Origin of the sequence: Azohydromonas caseinilytica (genome assembly GCF_012927045.1) — a bacterium.
GTDB classification, from domain to species: domain Bacteria; phylum Pseudomonadota; class Gammaproteobacteria; order Burkholderiales; family Burkholderiaceae_C; genus Azohydromonas; species Azohydromonas caseinilytica.
The window spans coordinates 1-18297 of sequence record NZ_JABBFW010000049.1 but is presented as its reverse complement, the minus strand read 5'-3'; the positions used below and the strand labels follow the sequence as shown (position 1 = coordinate 18297).

The following is an 18297-nucleotide window of genomic DNA, read 5'->3' as shown; positions in this document are numbered from 1 at the left end:
ATTGCAGCGTAGGCCCTCGGGCCGGCGAACACCGGCGGGGAAAAACCAAGTCGGTACAGCGGCGACCTCCATGCCGCACGTGGCCATGCCTCTTCAAGGCTACGTGGCGCTGTTTTCACACGGCCTCCGTCGTTTCCGGACCAGGTTTTTGGTGAGATCTGGGCGCCGTTGTGATATGGCTCGGGCCGATGACAAACGGACGTCGTCATGCCGCCCTCCAGGCTGATGTCCGTAGTGACTGACAGCCGGCGGCAAGTTTGGGCTTCGCGGCTGCATTTCGACGCTTCCGCCTTTTCCCGTCGCGGCCCGAGCGAAGGTCGGAATTTCGTTGGAATAAAGGGGTGACCGCGGTGGGGCGGAGGGCTCATGCCAATTGCTTCACCGCGAGGCCTGGCGCCAGAATGGGTCAGGCCGGGCAATAAGGGTCGGCCTGCAATCCACCTCGTGCTCGCCATGCCGCCAAGCTTCGACTTCGATCACTTCGCCAGACTGGCACAGGAAGATCCTGTGGCATTCGAAACCCAGCGGCATGCGCTTCTGGAAGCGGCATTCGATGAACTGCCCGCGGCGCTGCAAGCCAGCGCGCGGGCCAGTTTCGCTCAGGTTCAAGTCAGGATGCTGGCCGCCAAGAGTCCAGCCGAACGCCTGGCGATTTCGTTGGCCGCGCTGAACGATGCGCTGCAAGACCTGCAGCAGGGTTTTGCAGCGCTGCGGCGTGAAGCGGTTCAGCAGTCTCGGTACAGCAGCCGTTCGACCGCTGCCTAGCCTTACGGACACGCGCGCTCCGCGGCAACCCGTCCGTCGGTCTCAATTCCAGAGTTTCGGAACGCTCGCCTTCACTGTCCGTGTCCAGTGCGCTCGTGTTGCAGCGGCACTGGTTCAAGCCTTGACCTGGCAATTCACCGCACAGATTTTCTGGCTGCGGCCCAGGATCTTCTTGGTCACCAGTTCCGAGAGTCGCTTGTGGCGACCGCACTTGAAGCAAGACATCGTGGTCGAGGTGCTGCCCAAAGCAGGCGTGGGGAAGGCCGACCCCGCCTTCTTGGCCGTGTACCTCAGGCCATTACTGGAAATCTTGGTTTTGTCCAGATCGTCGTGGGAGCTCATGTGTCTTTCAGGTGAAATGAAGGCCGGCATGTGGTGGCGGCTCGGAAAATTTCAAGGGCGTGCTTGCCGATGCAACAGACGGCCAGAACCGCTGACAGGTTTGGTCGCTGCGCCAACGCGGGTTTCAAGCACCATGCCACCCTTCCCACGGCATGCGCTGCAAAGGGCAATTCGTGACCCTGTCGCACCAAGTTGACCTGAAAGCGACTTCGAGTATGGCGCCCACCCGCAAATTGCGGCCGCGTCAATTGACATAATTGGTCTTGGTGCGCCTTCTGTTTATTTTCCTGTCACGCCATACCGATACGGCGGCCGTTTACACCACATGTTGCGAATTTCCAGCATCCAAGCGGCGGCTGGTGTTCGAAGCCACTTTGCCGAGCACGACAAGGATATGCAAAGAGGAATTTGCTCCATTTACGCCACATACACGGTTTCATCAGGCGACAGCTTGTGGGCTGCGGTGTGTTTTGAGGGAATTGAGGTCAAGTGAGGTTTTGTCAGGTGATTGTGATTTCGCGGGGTGTGGCGTTGGTGAGCGACTAGGCATGTCAACTCGTATGTTGCAAAAATGAGCGGTCCTGACGCCAACCCGCCTCGCTGGTTTCGCCTCGTGATGCCTCATTCCCGCGCTCGCCGGGGACAGCGATGTCATTCCTCGGGAGCGAACCTGCCATGCCGGGCTGCGGCATGGCGCTGCACAGGATCTTGCCCGCTGACCGGGCATGCCACGCCGGTCGGCACGGCCGCAACCTGGTCATGATCGCCCTCTCCAAGCAGCGCTTGGTCAATTGCTCAGCGGCATTGACCGACCTTGGCAGAAAGGCGCGCCGAAGCAACCTTTGTGCCGCCAACAGCGAATCATTCTCAACACAGGCGGCTGTTGAAACAATAGATTACATTAACGCCACCTTTGCCGAGCGGTGGTGTTAGGCCGCCGCCTTCGTGTCGTGAAACTGGTCCCTCTGTCTCCAGATCATCTCCACGGACGCCCTTCCTTGCCCTTCGACGTGTTCGCGGAGGATGGACGTCTGCTGCTGCCGGCCAACGCTCGCCTCAACGACGAGCGCGTAGTGGCCAGACTGCGCCTGCAGGGTGCCCTGTTCGTGCAGCCGCGTGACTACGACGCCTGGCGCCGCGGCATGGCCAAGGCGGTCGACGGCGTGCTGCAGCAAAACGCCAAGCTGTCGAATCTGGCCCGGGCCCGGCCTGATCTGGTGCGAGCCGAAATCCCGGCGATGCCGGGTGAGGAATGGGAAGGCCAGGTGGTGGCGCTGGACAGCGCCATGCAGGGCCGGGGCACCGACAAGCCCTGGCTGACACGGGTGCTGGAAGTGCAGGCCGGCATGCGCACCCTGTCGGCGCGGCGCATGGACGAGGCGCTGTTCCACCTCGTCTACACCGGGGGCAACCGCACCGCGCACTACACCAGCCGTCAGGCGCTGCGCTGCATGCTCATCGCCGGCGAGGCCGCCCGGGAGCTGAAGTGGGATGACGAGCGCATCGCGCTGCTGGACAAGGTGGCCTTGACCATGAACGCGGGCGCCTGGCAGCTGCATGACCGGATGGCACGGCATGCCGGCCGGATCGAAGACCCCGACGACCGGGCCCAGATGGACCGCCATCCCGCCGACAGCGCCCAGATGCTCCAGGACAGCGGCGTGACCGACGACGCCTGGCTGGAAGCCGTGCGGCTGCACCACGACGACAGCCTGGCCAGCCTGCCGATGGCCGAGCTGAGCCCGGGGCAGCAGATCGCGGTGCTGCTGCGCCGGGTGGACCGTTACAGCGCCATGCTCAGCCGCCGCGTCGGCCGCGGCGCGCTGTCGGCCACCCAGGCCGCGCAGATGGCCTGCCTGGGCGCGGATGGTCGCCCCGACCCGATCGGCTCCCTGGTGCTTAAGGCCGTGGGCCTGTATCCGCCAGGCAGCTACGTGACGCTGGCCAGCAATGAAAGCGGCATCGTGCTGATGCGCGGCGCCCGCGCCAACCAGCCGATGGTGGCGGCGCTGCTCAACGCGCAGGGCATGGTGATGGCCGAGCCTCGGCCACGCGACACCTCGCAGCCCAACCTGGCCGTGCGCGCGGCGCTGCGCCCCGAGCAGATGACGGTGGACCCACCCCTGGTGAAGCTCCAGATCCTGTGGAGCTGGCTGCGGTCGCAGGCCGTCAACGCCGCAGCGAGCCCGTAGCGCGGCAGGCGCACCGGGCGCATCAGCCCGATGCGTCTGAACCCGCGCCGTGCGGCTCAGGCGGTCGTCTCCACCCGGGACGCCGCCTGCGAAGACAGTTGCGCGGCATCGACGCGGACGAAGATCGAGTCGGCCGTGACCGTCAGCACGTCGGCGGCCCAGACCTCGCAGATCACGCGGCTCTTGCGGCCGACCTCGCCCTCGACGCGCGCCTTGAGCGTGAGCTCCACGCCCATCGGCGTGGGCTTGCGGTAGCTGAGATTGAGCTGCCCGGTGACGCAATCGATGCGCGGCAGCGTCCCCGGCTCGCGCCCCTCGGCACGGTAGTGATGCGCCATGGCCGTCCAGTTCGAGTGGCAGTCCACGAGCATCGCGATGAAGCCGCCATACACCAGTCCCGGCCAGCCGGTGAACTGATCCGGCGGGCGGTACGTGCACACCACGTGCTTGCCGTCGGCATCCCAATGGCTCTTGATGTGGAGCCCGCTCGGATGCGCGCAGCCGCAGCCGTAACAGACGCCTTCCGGCGCGGCGAGGTCTTGCAGGGCGGGTGGTGGCTTGCTCATCGTCAGGTCTGGGTCGTGAAGTCGAAGCTGGCGATTCTCCTTCCACAACACCGCCTCACCGGGCATGGCGCCGCGAATTGCTCAGGCTTTCTGGACAGTGGCCGCAATGATTAGGGACATTGTTCAGGTTTTATAGACAATTCCGCCCTGACCCGCTTGCCCAGACAGCTGTTTCAAGCCAGGGGCGGCCACTGCCCTGATCTCGTAGATCCTGCGGCTGGTCACCGGCGGCGTGCCGGGAACGAAATCGGCGTCACTGTTCTGGGTGTCCGTGCAACCGCCGCCCTTGCGCAGCAGCGCGGTGGCGCTGCCGGCCGTGCCGCCGCCGTTGCAGGCCAGGCCCGTGCTGGTGTCCACCAGCGCCACTTGCCGCTGCTGGACAGCACTGTCCGGCTGCAGCGGGCCACTGAGGGTCGTGACGCCGCTGGCCGAGCTCAGTGGGTTTTGCATGGGTTTCCTCGCTGGAGGGACTTCAGGCACGACCCGGACAGCAGTCGTGCAGCGCGCGTGGTGCGCGCTGGCGAGGCAGGACGGCATCTTGGATAAAGCCTTGACTGCGGCAGGCGGCCGGTATGGCGGCAAGCGCCGCCTGCCGCCGCCGTCAAGGCTTCAGCGGCAGACCCTGGCGGCGATGCTGCGCTGCATGGCCAGCGCGGTGGCGTCGTCGCGGAACTACAGCTTCACGGGATTGGGAAGGCCCTGGACGTGGAGCGTGAGCTCGGAGTCCATGTCCATGGTGCCCTTGGTCTCGCTGGAGAAGGCCAGGATGCGCCCGTAGGGCACGGACAGGTAGCTGCGCTTGCGTCCGGTCATGCCCTGCTTGTCGACCACGATGATCCGGTGCGAGGTGAAGGCCACGTAGTCGCGCAGCATCCTGAAGGCCGCCTCCAGCGACTCGCCCTCGAACAGCACGTTGGCGAAGTTGGCGTCATGCGCGGGCATGTCGCGGATGGCGGACGAGGTGTCGGTGAACAGGTTCAGCAGTCCCATGGCGTGTCTCCGTGGCGTGGCGGCAGTGTCCGGACCGAAGCAGCGCTGGACTTTGAACCGCAACCGCGCCCGGGTCGATGCCTGGTGGGCTGCCCGGGACCGGTACTTGCCGTAGGTGGCTCAGGGTCACTTCCGGACCGCCGGGCGGCAGGACCTGTATATGTTTACAGTATCCGCGGACGGGCCAGTTTGAAAGCAGTACGTCGATGGGCACGAGCATTTCTCCGGGCGAGCAGGGGCGGCAGCCGCTGGCCGATGCCGGCCTCGGGCCGGAGGCGCCCATGACGGTGGACGTCGATGGCCGGACGGCGGCCCCCGTGCCGCCGCAGGCGGAACCGGCCCATGACGAGCCGGTACTGGGCGTGACGCTGGACCTGTTCGGCGACGGCGAACTGGCCGGGCCGCTCCCCGGCCCGGCGCGGGACCGATCCCGATCCCGGTCACGGCGCAATGCCTCCGCGGCCCACCACCCGCCCGCTGCGCCGGACCAGCCTGTCGCAAGCCCGTTCAAGGCGCCGGCGTACGAGGCCGCCGCGCCGGTCGTCCCTCGCTGGCCCGCAGCCCCGGAGGAAGACAGCGCCGGCCTGCGCGCGGAGACCCTGCGCCGCGCCGTGGAGCAGGCGCTGCTGACGCTGCCGTCCGAGCAACTGCAGACCGTGGTCGGGCAGGTGGCCGGCACCATCGTGCGCAGCGCGGAGTTCCAGCTGGCGCTGCGCGCCCAGCTCTACACGCTGGTGGCGCCGGCCATCACGCAGGCGCTGCGGGAAGCGCTGTCGCTGCAGGAAATCCGGCAGTCGCTGCGCGAAACCTGCCTGCCCGGCGCGGCGGCGCTGCCGGGCGCCCTGGGCCGAGAGCCCTCATCGCCAGCCATGCTGCTGCCGCAGGCCGCGGCGCCGGCCTCAGCGATGCCGGAAGCCCTGGAGCCCCGCGGCAACGCCGTGCTGCTGATCGGCTACGAGCCGGCCATCGCGCGCAGCTACAAGACGGCGCTGGCCGAGGCCGGCTATGAGGCTTTCATCGCGGAGATCGGCCCCAACGACCAGTCGCTGCCGGTCGAGGCCTGGCAGTGCGCCATCGCCTGCCTGCCGGACGACGCGGTCGAGCATGTGGAGTCGGTCGTGTCCCGGCATCCGTTCCATCAGGTGCTGCACCTGAGCGTGACGGCCCGGCGGCTGGTGGAGGCGGTCGAGCTGGCGCTGCCGCTGCCGCAGGACCAGTCCTGAAAGCCGCGCGCCGTCCAGGGCCCGTCCCTCACTCCGGCTTCACGCCTCGTCGCCCGTCCTGGACGCCGCAGCGACGACGGCTTCGAGCAGGCCCGGGAACGCCGCCTGCAGGCTGTCCAGCCGCAGCGCGTTCATGTGCGTGACGCCCTCGGCCCGGGTCTGCACCAGGCCCGCCTCGCGCAGCACGCGGAAGTGGTGCGACATGGTCGATTTGGAGCGCCCAGCGTCCAGCGCGCCGCAGCTGGCCTCGCCCTCGCGGTAGAGCCGCATGACGATGCCCAGGCGCACCGGGTCGCTCAGCGCATGCAGCACCTTGCCCAGGTCCATCGCCGCCGGCAGCTCCTTCGGCGCTGCCGCGGCTGCTTGACTGTCCTTACTGTCCATACGCCCGTGCCGGCCTCGCCGGCTCCCACTGCCATTCATCGATATAGTTCGAACCCTGTCGAACTAGCCTGCCTGCGCTCTGCAGGATCTCTCCATGCCGCATCTGTTCGAACCCTACACCCTCAAGGCCGCCACGCTGCGCAACCGGATCGTCGTCTCGCCGATGTGCCAGTACATGGCGCGCGACGGCGTCGCCAACGACTGGCACCGCGTCCACTACGCCTCCCTGGCGCGCGGCGGCGCGGGCCTGGTGATCGTGGAAGCCACCGCCGTGTCGCCGGAAGGCCGCATCACCTGGGGCGACCTGGGCTTGTGGAACGAGGCCCAGGCGCAGGCCCTGGAGCCGATCGTGGCCTCCATCAAGGAAGCGGGTGCGGTGCCGGGCATCCAGATCGGCCACGCCGGGCGCAAGGCCTCGGCCAACCGGCCGTGGGAAGGCGACGACCACATTCCCGAGGGCCAGCCCAACGCCTGGACCACGATCGCGCCCTCGCCCCTGGCCTTCGGTGGCGGCCTGCCGCGCGTGCCGCGCGAGATGACGCTGGACGACATCGCCCGCGTGCAGAACGACACCGTGCAGACGGCCATCCGCGCCCGCGACCTGGGCTTCGAATGGCTGGAGCTGCACATGGCCCACGGCTACCTGGCGCAGAACTTCTTCTCGCCTCACTCCAACCAGCGCGGCGACCGCTACGGCGGCAGCGCCGAGAACCGTGCCCGCTTCCTGCTGGAGACGCTGGTCGCGGTGCGCAAGGTCTGGCCCGAGGACCGGCCGCTGGCCGTGCGCCTGGGCGTGGTGGAGTTCGACGGCAACGAGGCCATGCTGGACGAGGCCACCTCGCTGCTGCAGCACATGAAGCGCGAAGGCCTGGACTTCGTGGACGTCTCCATCGGCTTCAACACGCCCAAGGCCAGCATCCCCTGGGGACCGAATTTCATGGCCCCCATCGCGCAGGAAGTGCGCCAAGCCACCGGGCTGCCCGGCACGACCAGCTGGTACATCTCCAAGCCCGCCGAGGCCGATGCGCTGGTGCGCGAGGACAAGATCGACCTGGTGACGCTGGGCCGCCCGCTGCTGGCCGATCCGCACTGGCCCTATCGCGCGGCCAAGGAGCTGGGCGTGGACAACCCGGCCTGGGCCACCCTGCCCGCGCCCTACGCCCACTGGCTGGCGCGCTACCGCTGAGCGCCGCCGCTCAGCCGCCGTCCGCCAGGACGGCGGCCACCGCCGCGAGCAGGTCCTCCGGGTGCAGCATCACCTCCCGCACGCGCCGCGCCGTGTCGTACTGGTGCAGCGCCGCGTGCAGCCGCGGCGCGGTGGTGAGCGCGTCCCACACCGGCGCCAGCGCCTCGCGCGCGGGCGTCTCCCCGCGCGCGAGGCGCTGGCCGAAGTCCACGCTGCCCGGCTCGGCCAGCAGCATGGCCTTGCCGGCCGCGCTGAGCAGCGCCGGCTGCGGCTCCGGCGGCGCCGCGCAGCAGTAGATGACCTGCGCCGGCAGGGCATGGGCGTGTGGCCGCAGCTGCTGCAGCGAGGCGCCCCGGATCGACACCGCACCATCCGGCGACGGGAAGGCGTAGACCGCATCGGCGTGCGCCTGCGCCAGCCGCCGCAGGCCGCGCAGCAGGCCGGCGAAGTCCGGCGTGGCCGCGGACGGCGCAGCCTTGACCTCGGCCAGCAGAGCGATGTCCACCGCCGCGTCCCCGTCGCCGGCACGCACGATGGCCGCGTCCCACTCGTCCTTGGCGTTGCCGGCCTCGCCGGGAAAACCGGCTGGGGTGCGCAGGCTGCGCACGGCGCGATGGCCGGGGCTGAGCCGATTCAGCAACTCCGCGATGGCGCGGAAGGCCTGCATGGTGGTTGCCTCGGCAACCGCGCCGACGCGGGCCGAGGCCCGCCCTTGCGTGGCGGCGGCGTTGCTGCCCGCCAGCGGCCCGCGCTGCTCGCACAGCGCGAGGTAGCGCTGCACGCTGGGCACGTCGAGCAGCGCGGCGCCACGCTCCAGCCGCTCCAGGGCGGGGCTGGCGTGGACGGCCTCCAGCGTGGGGTGCCAAGGCTCGTCCGTCTGAGGTGTCTGCGCCAGCAGCAGCCCGATCGCCTGCTTCAGCTCTCGCCACGCGCCGGCCGAAAGCAGGCGGTGCAGCTCCGCCAGCGCATTGCTCACGGCCCCGGGCGCCAGGCCTTGCAACTTGCCAGGGTGGGCCACGGCATTGACGGCCGCGCGCACGGCACGCTGGTCCGCCTTTGAGCTCGCGCCGAGCCGCACATGCTCATCGACCTGCGCCTCCCGGGCCTTGAGCACCAGCGCCTGGAAGGTGGGATCGCCGCCCTGCTCCGGCGCCTGCAGCGCCTCCCGGATCAGCCCGGCCAGTGCCTGGATGAACAGCGCTTTCACGTCCTGGGGTGCTGTTGTGCCGTGCTCGAAGGCGCCGCGGGCGGCCTCCATCGCGAACGCCAGCCCCGTGGCCGAGCCGCCGGCCCGGGCCGCATCGATGTCGGCCGGCAGCGGCGGCAACCGGTAGCGACGCGGAGCCAGGCGCAGGGCGGCGAGGAGGAGTGCGGCGTGGGGCGGCATGGGGATGGGAGGCGGCGGGCGGCATTGGAGGGCGGGCCAGTATCTCCCCGGGCGTCGCGGCGGCCGTGGCCGTGGCCGAGGCCGCGCGAATCGCGTCCACCCGTGAGCGCACTCGGCTTTCAGAGGGCGCAAGGCCCCGGAGGCCCTTGGACAGGTGGGTAAACTTGCGCCTTTTGCGTTTCCGGCGTCCCTCCTATGACCACTACCGAAAGGTTCGACGGCGTGACCGTCGCCACCCGTGCCAGCGTCTACTTCGACGGCAAGTGCGTGAGCCACGGCATCACGCTGGCCGACGGCACGAAGAAATCCGTCGGTGTGATCCTGCCGGCGACCCTGACCTTCAACACCGGCGCGGCGGAAGTGATGGAGTGCGTGGCGGGCTTCTGCGAGTACAAGCTCGCGGGCAGCGACGAGTGGCGCCGCTCCAATGCCGGGGAGAAGTTTGACGTGCCCGCGAATTCGAGCTTCGAGATCCGCGTGACCGAGCCCTACCACTACATCTGCCACTTCGGCTGAGCTTGACCATGGCCACCATCCTCGAACACCTGCCCACCGGCCAGAAGGTCGGCATCGCCTTCTCCGGCGGCCTGGACACCAGCGCCGCGCTGCACTGGATGCGCAAGAAGGGCGCCATCCCCTACGCCTACACCGCCAACCTCGGCCAGCCCGACGAGCCTGACTACGACGCTATCCCGCGCAAGGCCATGGAGTACGGCGCGGAAGCGGCCCGCCTGATCGACTGCCGGCTGCAGCTGGCGCACGAGGGCATCGCCGCGCTGCAGTGCGGCGCCTTCCACATCTCCACCGCGGGCGTGACCTACTTCAACACCACGCCGCTGGGCCGCGCCGTGACCGGCACCATGCTGGTGGCGGCCATGAAGGAAGACGACGTCCACATCTGGGGCGACGGCAGCACCTTCAAGGGCAACGACATCGAGCGCTTCTACCGCTACGGGCTGCTGACCAACCCGGCGCTGCGCATCTACAAGCCTTGGCTGGACCAGAGCTTCATCGACGAGCTCGGCGGCCGTGCCGAGATGTCGGCGTTCATGACGGCGGCGGGCTTCGGCTACAAGATGTCCGCGGAGAAGGCCTATTCGACCGACTCCAACATGCTCGGCGCCACGCACGAGGCCAAGGACCTGGAGCACCTGAACTCCGGCATCAAGATCGTCAATCCGATCATGGGCGTGGCGTTCTGGAAGGACGAGGTCCAGGTCAAGGCCGAGGAAGTGCGCGTGCGCTTCGAGGAAGGTCAGCCCGTGGCCCTGAACGGCCAGAGCTTCGACTCTCCCGTGGAGCTGATCCTGGAGGCCAACCGCATCGGCGGGCGCCACGGCCTGGGCATGAGCGACCAGATCGAGAACCGCATCATCGAGGCCAAGAGCCGCGGCATCTACGAGGCCCCGGGCCTGGCGCTGCTGTTCATCGCCTACGAGCGGCTGGTCACCGGCATCCACAACGAGGACACCATCGAGCAGTACCGCGACAACGGCCGCCGCCTGGGCCGCCTGCTCTACCAGGGCCGCTGGTTCGACCCGCAGGCCATCATGCTGCGCGAGACCGCCCAGCGCTGGGTGGCGCGCGCCGTGACCGGCGAAGTGACGCTGGAGCTGCGCCGCGGCAACGACTACTCGATCCTCAACACCGAGTCGCCGAACCTGACGTACCACCCCGAGCGCCTGACCATGGAGAAGGGCGAGTCGGTGTTCTCGCCGCGCGACCGCATCGGCCAGCTGACCATGCGCAACCTCGACATCACCGACACGCGCGACAAGCTGGGCATCTACAGCCGCACCGGGCTGCTCAGCGGCGGCGGCGATGCCCCGCTGCCCAGCCTGGAGTAAGCGCCCTGCCCCGGCATGCCGGCCCGGCCGGCATGCCCTGAGCGACCAAGCCCGCGGGCCGTCCGGCGACGGCACCGCGGCCGGCACACCCGCTCCCGTGGTGTGCTGAGCGCGGCAGCTCGACTCGTTGCGCCCGCACACGACCCGCAAACACCGCGGCGTCTCCCTGCCCGAATCGGGCTGCAGGCCCCAGCGGCAGCATTGCATCGGCCGTTGCCTTCGATGGCGGCCGTTTTTCGCGGGCTTCAGCCGGCCGCCTTCGGCCGGCGCTGCAAAAGCCACGCGGCTACGGGAACTCGGACGGCCTCCCTTGGTCTGACGTCGTTCTCAACACAAGGCGCCCGGCACGGGGCGCGTTTATGGAAGTAGCCATACTCATCGCCCTCATCGTGGTCAACGGCTTGTTCGCGATGTCCGAGATCGCACTCGTGACGGCCCGCAAGGCAAGACTGCAGAAACTCATTGATGAGGGCGACAGCGCCGCCGCGGCGGCCGTCAAGCTCGGCGAGGACCCCACGCGGTTCCTCTCCACCATCCAGATCGGCATCACGTCCATCGGCGTGCTCAACGGCATCGTCGGCGAGGCGGCCCTGGCGCAGCCGCTGGCCAGCTGGCTCGATGGCCTGGGCGTGCCGCAGCCCTATGCGGGCTACGGCGCCACGGGCCTGGTGGTGGTGCTCATCACCTACTTCTCCATCGTCGTGGGCGAGCTGGTGCCCAAGCGCCTGGGGCAGTCGCATCCGGAAACGCTGGCGCGGCTGGTGGCCCGTCCGATCGACGCGCTGGCCATCGCCACGAAGCCCTTCGTGAAGTTGCTGTCGGTCTCGACGCAGGCACTGCTCAAGCTGCTGGGCGTGAAGGACGGCCACCACAACGCCGTCACGGAAGAGGAGATCCACGCCATGCTGGCCGAAGGCACGAGCGCGGGCGTGATCGAGCTCCAGGAACAGACCATGGTGCGCAACGTGTTCCGGCTCGACGATCGCCGCATCGGCTCGCTGATGGTGCCGCGCGCCGACGTGGTGGTGCTCGACGTCCATGCGTCCTTCGAACAGCACCTGGCCGCCATCCAGGAATCCGACCATGCGCGCTTTCCGGTCGTCGCCGGCGGCCTGGACAACCTGCTGGGCGTGGTCAATGCCCGGCAGTGGCTCTCGCGTGCCATGCAGGGCGGCTTGCGGGACTTGGCCGAGCAGCCGCTGCAGCCGCCGCTGTACGTGCCAGAAACCGTGACCGGCATGGAGCTGCTCGACAACTTCCGCTCCTCGGACGTGCAGATGGCCTTCGTCATCGACGAGTACGGGCAGATGCAGGGCATCGTCACGCTGCAGGACCTCATCGAGGCCATCACGGGCGAGTTCCAGCCGCGCGACCCCGAAACCTCCTGGGCGGTGCAGCGGGAGGACAGCTCCTGGCTGCTCGACGGCCACATCCCGGTGCCGGAGCTCAAGGACCGGCTGGGTCTCGACGCGGTGCCCGAGGAGGAGCGTGGCCGCTACCACACGCTGAGCGGCATGATCATGCTGATGACGGGCCGGCTGCCCCGGCTGGGCGACACGGTGCAGTGGGAGGGCTGGCGCTTCGAGGTGGTGGACATGGACGGCAAGATCATCGACAAGGTGCTTGCCAGCCCGCTGCCCGGAGTCCCGGCCGACCCCGTGCCCGCCGAAGCGAGCAGCTGAGCGCCACCAGGCCGGCAAGGCGGCGCCGCCGCCGGCACGCCCACCGGGCGTGCAGGTGTTCGGGTCAGTGCGCGTGCGCGCCCTCGTCCTTGGCGGCTTCCCAGCCGTTGTAGACCAGGTTCAGGATCACCGCCGTCACGGCGGCCAGCAGGATGCCGCTGTGCAGGATCGGCTCCAGCGCATGCGGCATCTTGTTGAAGAAGCGCGGCGAGATTTCCGGGATCAGGCCCATGCCCAGGCTGATGGCAATGATGTAGAGGTTGTGCCGCTTGGCGCCGGTGACGTTGACCGCGTGCAGGATGCGGATGCCGGTGGCAGCCACCATGCCGAACATCACGATGCCCGCGCCGCCGAGCACGAACTGCGGCACCGAGGCCACGGCCAGCGCCAGCTTGGGCAGCAGGCCCAGCGCCAGCATGATCAGGCCGCCCGCCACGCAGACGTAGCGGCTGCGCACGCCGGTCACGCCCACCAGGCCCACGTTCTGCGAGAAGGAGGTGTGCGGGAAGGTGTTGAGGATGCCGCCGATGAGCGTGCCCAGGCCGTCCACGCGCAGGCCGCGGGAGAGGTCTTCGCGGTCGATCTTCTTCTGCGTCAGGTCGCTCAGCGCCAGGAACATGCCCATCGACTCGATCATCACCACCACCATCACCACGCACATGGTGGCGATGGCGATCGGGTCGAACTTCGGCGCACCGAACATGAACGGGTACACCGCCGCCACCCAAGGGGCCTCGGCAATGCCGGCAAAGCTCACCTGCCCCAGCGCCAGCGCGATCAGGAAGCCGATGACCAGGCCCAGCAGCACCGAGATGTTGGCGAAGAAGCCGCGCACGAAGCGCGTGATCAGCACGATGGACAGCAGCACGACCAGGGCCACGCCCAGGTAGAGCGGGTCGCCGAAGTTCGGGTTCGCCGCTCCACCACCGGCCCAGTTGGCCGCGACGCGGATCAGCGACAGGCCGATGGTGGAAATGATCACGCCCGTGACCACCGGCGGGAACAGCGGCAACAGCCGGCTGATGAACGGTGCGGCCAGCGTCGCGAAGATGCCCGAGGCGATGACCGAGCCGAAGATGCCGGGCAGGCCCAGGGCCGGATTGGCGGCCATGGCCAGCATCGGGCCCACCGCGGCGAAAGTGACGCCCATCATCACCGGCAGCCGGATGCCGAAGCGCCAGAAGCCGATGGCCTGCAGCAGGGTCACGATGCCCGAGCACAGCAGGTCGGCGTTGATGAGCAGGGCGATCTGGTCCTTGGGCAGCTTGAGCGCACCGCCGATGATCAGCGGCACCGCCACCGCGCCGGCGTACATCACCAGCACATGCTGCAGGCCCAGCACGGCGAGCTTGCCGGTGGGAAGGACCTCGTCAACGGGATGGACGCTGGCCGGCGGCTTGGCGTCGGGACGGGCGTCCGGCTCGGACACGGATTCCAGCACGGCGTCGGCCGACGCGAGGGTGTTTGCATTGGACATGAGGGTCTCCTCCACGCCGCACCCCGTGGCACCTCCACGGGCGGCAGCCATTCCACAAAGCGACAGCGGTGAACCGGGTCAGCGAACGGTCATGGGGCGTTGCCCGGTGAGCCGCGCGGCATGACGGCGCGGGATGGAGCATCGGGGCGGGCCATCGCCTTGACAGCGAAGGCCCGGCGCCGCGGCCGGTGAACCCGGCCGGTGAAGTGCGTGATGTCCATGGGATGCACCGCTGGAAGTGCCGGCAGCGCTGGGACTGCCGGCTTCTTCCCCTCACCACAGCGGGCTCTGTGAGGAGCGAACGTCGCAACCTGGGTCCGGGCCTGGCGGCCCGGCCGCGGGCTCCGCGGCGACGAGGTGCAAAGTGTATGCAATCCTGTATTCGTGAAGGCCGCTGGTTAACCCGCATGGCGGCTCATCCGGCGTGGAATAGTGCATATGCCCAGAGCCACCCGGGCGTCGCTCAGCGCTTCTCTTCCAGAGCCCTCAGCACGGCATGCGCCGCCGTGACGCGCGCCGGCACAGGCACGTTCCTGTTGGCCAGCATGATGATCCCGATGCTTCGGGCCGGCACGAACGCGGCGTAGGCGCCGAAGCCGTTGGTGGAGCCGGTCTTGTTGAACAGCCTGCTGTCCTGCGGGACCTGCCCGGGCTCAAGCCTGCGGGCGGGATGAGGCTCCAGCGCCATGGTGCTCGCATTGCCGGCCATCAGCCGCGCCAGGGCGGTCGGCCAGGGATACTGCTCCCAGCCCAGTCCTTGAACCATCTCGCCGACCTGGTAGTGGCCGACATGGGTCTGCTCCACGGCGCGTCGCAGCCCAGGCTCCAGCAGGCGAGGCCGCAGGTTGGCCTCCACGAAGCGCAGCATGTCCGCGGCCGTCGACTTCACGCCATAAGCCTCGGCGTCGAACACGCCGGGGTTGACACGGACCGCCCGGTCGGCCTGGTCGTAGCCCCAGGCGTAGCCCGGCAGGGCCGCGTGGGGAACATGAATGAAGCTCCGCTTCAGGCCCAGGCGCGGAAAGAGTTCGGCCTCACACAGCTCGGCGAAATCGCGCTGCATGGCACGCGCCGTCACATGGCCCAGCAGGCCGATGCTGGGATTGGAGTAGCGCCGCTGCTGGCCGGGCGGAGCGTCAGGGCTGAACTTTCGGTAATAGGCCCAGGCGTCCGCCAGGGTGGTGACGTCGTCCGGGAACTGCAGGGGCAGGCCGCCGGCGGTGTAGGTTCCCAGCTGCAACAGGCTGGCCCGGTCGATGGCGCTGCCGCGCAGGATGGGCAGGTACCGGCCCGGCGTGTCGGCCAAGGACAGGCGGCCGGTCGCCTGCGCGTAGCCCGCCAAGGTGGCCGTGAAGGTCTTGCTGAGCGAGCCGATCTCGAACAGCGTGTCTTGCGTCACCGGTGCGCCGGTGTCGCGTGAAGCCACGCCGTAGCCGAAGAAGTGCCGCTTGCCGTTGTCCGTGACGGCCACGGCCATGCCGGGGATGACATGCGCCCTCAGCAGCGGGCGGAAGGCGCCGTCCACGGCGGCGCCGATGTCGGCGGAGTCAGCCGCGCTGGCCGCGGCCTGGGCGTGCCGAGTAACGATGCAGCCACCGAGCAGGCCCAGCATCGTCCTGCGCCTGGTGAAAAGAGAACTTGCCAATCCGGAACTCGCCTTGAAAACCAGCGCGGCGATCATAGGGGCGCGCCCGCAGAGGGGTTTCCTCGCCGGGAAGGCAGCTCAGTTCCGGGCCATGCCGGTTCGTCGGGCATGCATCAGCACCGCCCAGGTGCTGAGGATGAAAGGCGCGCTGAACGCCGGAATACCCAGGCCCTGGGCGGCCAGCGACAACAGCGTCGCGGCCGAGGCCGCGACCAGCACCTGCCTCACCGTGCCGCGTGGCAGCGCCAGCACGCACAGCACCGCATTGAAGCCGGCCAGACCCGCCGCCAGGGCGCCCTGGGGCCTGTCCAGCAGCAGCCCGATGGCCAGGCCCAGCGCCGAAGCCGCCAGCGCCCGGACGGCCAGCCGGGGCGACTCCAGCGCGACCGCGCACAGCACGCACAGCCCAGCCGGAAGGCTCTGCACCAGCAGCACCTGCGCCAGGCCGTGCATCAGGCCATCGGTCAGCGTCACAGCTGGAACCGACGCGGACGCCGCCGCGGGCTCCAGGCCCAGCAGCGGCGCCGCAGCCGTGACGGCCCAGACGCCGAGCACGAAGGGCGCGGTGTAGAGAGGGACAGGCCAGGGACGCCAGGCCCGCAGGATGAAGGCGGTAAGCGCCACCATGCCCACGATCAGCACCAGCGCAGCCAGCGACGGCTCGAAGACCGCCTGCGCAGCCATGGCCGCCAGCGCGGTGTTGTAGCCGTGCAGCCCCAGGCCCAGGTCCTGGCGTGGCTGGCCTGGAAAGAGCGCCAGCAGCGATCCCAGGGCGCTGCCCAGCACCGCGGCGCCCGCCAGTGCCGGGGACGCCAGCAGCAAGCCACACAGCACCAGGGCACCGGCGGTGGCCGTGCGCAGCAGGAGGATCTGCGCCAGCCCGCGCAGGACGATCTGCGGCGCGAGAACGAGCGGCTTCAGCATCGAAGACGTCCAGCCGACTGGCGGATCGCCGAGGGGAACGCGGCTCAGAAGCGGTGCCGCACGCCCACGGCCCAGCTGCGGGCGGTCTGGCGCGTGGCGGCAGCTTCATCCTTGTCCTGCATCGCCATCGCGTACAGGTCCGTGCGCTTGGAGAACTGGTGGTCGTAGCCGAAGCTAAAGGTCCTGCGATCCCGCCCCGTGCTGCGGTCCAGCAGCCCGTAGCCGGCCAGCACCCGGCTGCCGCCGCCGCCCACGGGAATGGCCGCCGTCACGTCGGTGAGCCGGTACTCGGCCTCGGGCGTGACGCCGCGGCTCTCGGCCCGCGTGTGCTGCGCGAATACCTTGGCCACGTTGAAATCCCAGCTCAGGCCGGCCTGCCAGGTGCGGCTGTCGGGCACGGTGGCACCCTTCTTCACGTCCTGGAACACCAGCGTCGCGCCCAGCGGCCCGGCGCCATAAACGGCGCTGGCGCTCCAGTTGCGGCCGCCGTTCTGTTCCCCGGCGGCGACGATGGCATTGGCACGGAAGCCGCCCCAGGTGGGCGTGCTGTACAGCACCGAGTCGCTCCAGGCACTGTCGCCCGTCACCGGCGCCGTGACGGCGTTGGGCAGGAACACGTGGCGCACCGTGGGCGAGAAGCCGTACGAGTCGCCGAAGGCATTGAAGCTGATGGTGGAGACGAACAGCGGCGTGGTGTTGCGCCCCAGCCGCACCGAGCCCCACTGCGTGCCGGCCAGGCCGACGTAGGCATTGCGCGCGAAGAAGCTGTCGCCGTCGAAGCGGCCGGTGGCACCGGTATCGGCGCGGAAGAAGCTCTCCAACGAGAACACCGCCTGCAAGCCGCCGCCCAGCTCCTCCGTACCGCGCAGGCCCCAGTGGCTGGTGGTCATGCGGCCGTTCTCGACGCGGTAGACCGCTGCCGAGCCCGGCTCCTGCAGCCGGCCCACGCCCACGTCCACCAGGCCGAACAGCTGCACATTGGTGTCCTGCGCAACCGCCGTGCCTCCCGCACAGGCCAACAGCGCCGCGGCCGCCAGGCCTTGCAAACGATATAACTTCATCGGGTCTCCCTTGAAATACATGTGTCCCCCGCAGAGCACCGAATGGGGCTCTTCCGTGGGGACGTCTTTTCCTTCGCCCGGGCCCGGTGGGTGGAGATGAAAGCCCAGCCCCACCCTGCGGCAGCGGCGCCGACGCGATTGGCGGCTACCGGCAACCTGACCCGGCCCGCGGATCGGTCACTGCGCCGGTGCCCCACCCTCGAACCAGCGCGCGATCACGGCACGCTCGGCGTCGGTGATCTGCGTGGCGTTGTTGAGCGGCATGGATTTCTGCACCACGGCCTGCTGGTACACGGCCTGCGCATGCGAGCGGATGAGCTCGGGCGTGTGCAGCGCCACGTTCTTGTTCTGCACCTGGGCGTTGTGGCAGAGCGCGCAGCGCTGCTCGACGATGGTTTGCACCTGTGCCATCTTCACCGGCTCGGCCGCGGCGGACGCGGCAGCCATGCCCGCGGCCTCGCGCGGCGGCGGCGCCAGCCAGAAGGCCATGCCGGCCAGGGCCAGCGTGCCCACCACGGCGTGCTCCCACGGCGTGCGCTTGCCCAGCACATGCGCCTTGTGGCGCGACACGAAGCTGTGGCGGATGAGCGCGCCGGCGAGCATCAGCAGCACCAGCACCAGCCAGT

The 18297-nt window shown here is 69.1% G+C and carries 17 protein-coding genes and 1 pseudogene; 7 read left to right on the top strand and 11 right to left on the bottom strand.

Annotated features, from left to right (window positions below; translation table 11 throughout):
* The first annotated feature begins 453 nt into the window (after positions 1–453).
* Entirely contained in the window at positions 454–765 is a 312-nt protein-coding gene (locus tag HHL10_RS28980) for a DUF3135 domain-containing protein (protein ID WP_235971861.1), read from the top strand.
* A gap of 114 nt (positions 766–879) precedes the next feature.
* On the opposite strand, the gene HHL10_RS28975 is transcribed toward HHL10_RS28980, so the two are convergent.
* Positions 880–1107: a hypothetical protein gene (locus tag HHL10_RS28975; protein WP_169163909.1), complete on the bottom strand. Its 228-nt coding sequence runs from the start codon at positions 1105–1107 to the stop codon at positions 880–882.
* Positions 1108–2105: 998 nt separating this feature from the next.
* Between HHL10_RS28975 and HHL10_RS28970 the strand changes: the two genes are divergently transcribed.
* Positions 2106–3299 (top strand): HD-GYP domain-containing protein, encoded by a 1194-nt coding sequence (locus HHL10_RS28970; RefSeq protein WP_169163908.1) that lies wholly within the window; start codon positions 2106–2108, stop codon positions 3297–3299.
* Between the two features lie 56 nt (positions 3300–3355).
* Here the strand turns inward: HHL10_RS28970 and HHL10_RS28965 are convergent, their stop codons facing one another.
* The 3 genes from HHL10_RS28965 to HHL10_RS28955 form a co-directional block, all read right to left on the bottom strand.
* Positions 3356–3865 carry a PaaI family thioesterase gene (locus tag HHL10_RS28965; RefSeq protein ID WP_169163907.1) on the bottom strand — a complete coding sequence of 170 codons (510 nt, stop codon included), beginning with the start codon at positions 3863–3865 and terminating at the stop codon, positions 3356–3358.
* A 123-nt stretch (positions 3866–3988) separates the two neighbouring features.
* Positions 3989–4231 (bottom strand): hypothetical protein, encoded by a 243-nt coding sequence (locus HHL10_RS28960; RefSeq protein WP_169163906.1) that lies wholly within the window; start codon positions 4229–4231, stop codon positions 3989–3991.
* A gap of 306 nt (positions 4232–4537) precedes the next feature.
* Positions 4538–4855 (bottom strand): PH domain-containing protein, encoded by a 318-nt coding sequence (locus HHL10_RS28955; protein ID WP_169163905.1) that lies wholly within the window; start codon positions 4853–4855, stop codon positions 4538–4540.
* Between the two features lie 206 nt (positions 4856–5061).
* Here HHL10_RS28955 and HHL10_RS28950 point away from each other — a divergent pair, with 206 nt between their 5' ends.
* Positions 5062–6078: a hypothetical protein gene (locus HHL10_RS28950; protein ID WP_169163904.1), complete on the top strand. Its 1017-nt coding sequence runs from the start codon at positions 5062–5064 to the stop codon at positions 6076–6078.
* 39 nt (positions 6079–6117) lie between these two features.
* On the opposite strand, the gene HHL10_RS28945 is transcribed toward HHL10_RS28950, so the two are convergent.
* Positions 6118–6405 carry an ArsR/SmtB family transcription factor gene (locus tag HHL10_RS28945; RefSeq protein WP_169163903.1) on the bottom strand — a complete coding sequence of 96 codons (288 nt, stop codon included), beginning with the start codon at positions 6403–6405 and terminating at the stop codon, positions 6118–6120.
* A gap of 151 nt (positions 6406–6556) precedes the next feature.
* Between HHL10_RS28945 and HHL10_RS28940 the strand changes: the two genes are divergently transcribed.
* Positions 6557–7648, top strand: a complete 1092-nt coding sequence (locus tag HHL10_RS28940) for an NADH:flavin oxidoreductase/NADH oxidase (protein ID WP_169163902.1) — start codon at positions 6557–6559, stop codon at positions 7646–7648.
* A 10-nt stretch (positions 7649–7658) separates the two neighbouring features.
* On the opposite strand, the gene HHL10_RS28935 is transcribed toward HHL10_RS28940, so the two are convergent.
* Positions 7659–9035 carry a hypothetical protein gene (locus HHL10_RS28935; RefSeq protein ID WP_169163901.1) on the bottom strand — a complete coding sequence of 459 codons (1377 nt, stop codon included), beginning with the start codon at positions 9033–9035 and terminating at the stop codon, positions 7659–7661.
* A gap of 195 nt (positions 9036–9230) precedes the next feature.
* Here HHL10_RS28935 and ppnP point away from each other — a divergent pair, with 195 nt between their 5' ends.
* From ppnP to HHL10_RS28920, 3 genes are all read left to right on the top strand, one after another.
* Positions 9231–9551, top strand: a complete 321-nt coding sequence (gene ppnP / locus HHL10_RS28930; RefSeq protein ID WP_169163900.1) for a pyrimidine/purine nucleoside phosphorylase — start codon at positions 9231–9233, stop codon at positions 9549–9551.
* A gap of 8 nt (positions 9552–9559) precedes the next feature.
* A complete protein-coding gene (gene argG / locus HHL10_RS28925) occupies positions 9560–10882 on the top strand; it encodes an argininosuccinate synthase (RefSeq protein ID WP_169163899.1) in 1323 nt (440 codons plus the stop codon).
* A 359-nt stretch (positions 10883–11241) separates the two neighbouring features.
* Complete coding sequence (locus HHL10_RS28920; RefSeq protein WP_169163898.1) at positions 11242–12564, top strand: hemolysin family protein; 1323 nt, start codon at positions 11242–11244, stop codon at positions 12562–12564.
* Between the two features lie 64 nt (positions 12565–12628).
* Here the strand turns inward: HHL10_RS28920 and HHL10_RS28915 are convergent, their stop codons facing one another.
* The 5 genes and pseudogenes from HHL10_RS28915 to HHL10_RS28895 form a co-directional block, all read right to left on the bottom strand.
* The gene (locus tag HHL10_RS28915) at positions 12629–14041 is read right to left on the bottom strand and encodes a nucleobase:cation symporter-2 family protein (protein ID WP_169163897.1); all 1413 of its coding nucleotides are present in this window, start codon (positions 14039–14041) and stop codon (positions 12629–12631) included.
* Between the two features lie 463 nt (positions 14042–14504).
* On the bottom strand, positions 14505–15653 hold the full coding sequence (gene ampC / locus HHL10_RS28910; RefSeq protein WP_169163896.1) for a class C beta-lactamase: 1149 nt from the start codon (positions 15651–15653) through the stop codon (positions 14505–14507).
* Between the two features lie 111 nt (positions 15654–15764).
* On the bottom strand, positions 15765–16610 hold the full coding sequence (locus HHL10_RS28905) for an urea transporter (protein ID WP_169163895.1): 846 nt from the start codon (positions 16608–16610) through the stop codon (positions 15765–15767).
* Between the two features lie 44 nt (positions 16611–16654).
* The gene (locus HHL10_RS28900; RefSeq protein ID WP_169163894.1) at positions 16655–17671 is read right to left on the bottom strand and encodes a porin; all 1017 of its coding nucleotides are present in this window, start codon (positions 17669–17671) and stop codon (positions 16655–16657) included.
* A gap of 177 nt (positions 17672–17848) precedes the next feature.
* A pseudogene (locus HHL10_RS28895) lies at positions 17849–18297 on the bottom strand (urate hydroxylase PuuD); the annotation flags it as partial.

Excerpts from the sequence above, each read along its gene's own strand:
- HHL10_RS28920 (WP_169163898.1), top strand. The coding sequence starts at position 11,242 with ATGGAAGTAGCCATACTCATCGCCCTCATCGTGGTCAACGGCTTGTTC.
- HHL10_RS28965 (WP_169163907.1), bottom strand. The coding sequence starts at position 3,865 with ATGAGCAAGCCACCACCCGCCCTGCAAGACCTCGCCGCGCCGGAAGGC.
- HHL10_RS28975 (WP_169163909.1), bottom strand. The coding sequence starts at position 1,107 with ATGAGCTCCCACGACGATCTGGACAAAACCAAGATTTCCAGTAATGGC.
- HHL10_RS28955 (WP_169163905.1), bottom strand. The coding sequence starts at position 4,855 with ATGGGACTGCTGAACCTGTTCACCGACACCTCGTCCGCCATCCGCGAC.
- ampC (WP_169163896.1), bottom strand. The coding sequence starts at position 15,653 with ATGCTGGGCCTGCTCGGTGGCTGCATCGTTACTCGGCACGCCCAGGCC.
- HHL10_RS28940 (WP_169163902.1), top strand. The coding sequence starts at position 6,557 with ATGCCGCATCTGTTCGAACCCTACACCCTCAAGGCCGCCACGCTGCGC.
- HHL10_RS28945 (WP_169163903.1), bottom strand. The coding sequence starts at position 6,405 with ATGGACCTGGGCAAGGTGCTGCATGCGCTGAGCGACCCGGTGCGCCTG.
- HHL10_RS28915 (WP_169163897.1), bottom strand. The coding sequence starts at position 14,041 with ATGTCCAATGCAAACACCCTCGCGTCGGCCGACGCCGTGCTGGAATCC.
- HHL10_RS28905 (WP_169163895.1), bottom strand. The coding sequence starts at position 16,610 with ATGCTGAAGCCGCTCGTTCTCGCGCCGCAGATCGTCCTGCGCGGGCTG.
- HHL10_RS28950 (WP_169163904.1), top strand. The coding sequence starts at position 5,062 with ATGGGCACGAGCATTTCTCCGGGCGAGCAGGGGCGGCAGCCGCTGGCC.
- HHL10_RS28980 (WP_235971861.1), top strand. The coding sequence starts at position 454 with ATGCCGCCAAGCTTCGACTTCGATCACTTCGCCAGACTGGCACAGGAA.
- HHL10_RS28900 (WP_169163894.1), bottom strand. The coding sequence starts at position 17,671 with ATGAAGTTATATCGTTTGCAAGGCCTGGCGGCCGCGGCGCTGTTGGCC.
- HHL10_RS28935 (WP_169163901.1), bottom strand. The coding sequence starts at position 9,035 with ATGCCGCCCCACGCCGCACTCCTCCTCGCCGCCCTGCGCCTGGCTCCG.
- argG (WP_169163899.1), top strand. The coding sequence starts at position 9,560 with ATGGCCACCATCCTCGAACACCTGCCCACCGGCCAGAAGGTCGGCATC.
- ppnP (WP_169163900.1), top strand. The coding sequence starts at position 9,231 with ATGACCACTACCGAAAGGTTCGACGGCGTGACCGTCGCCACCCGTGCC.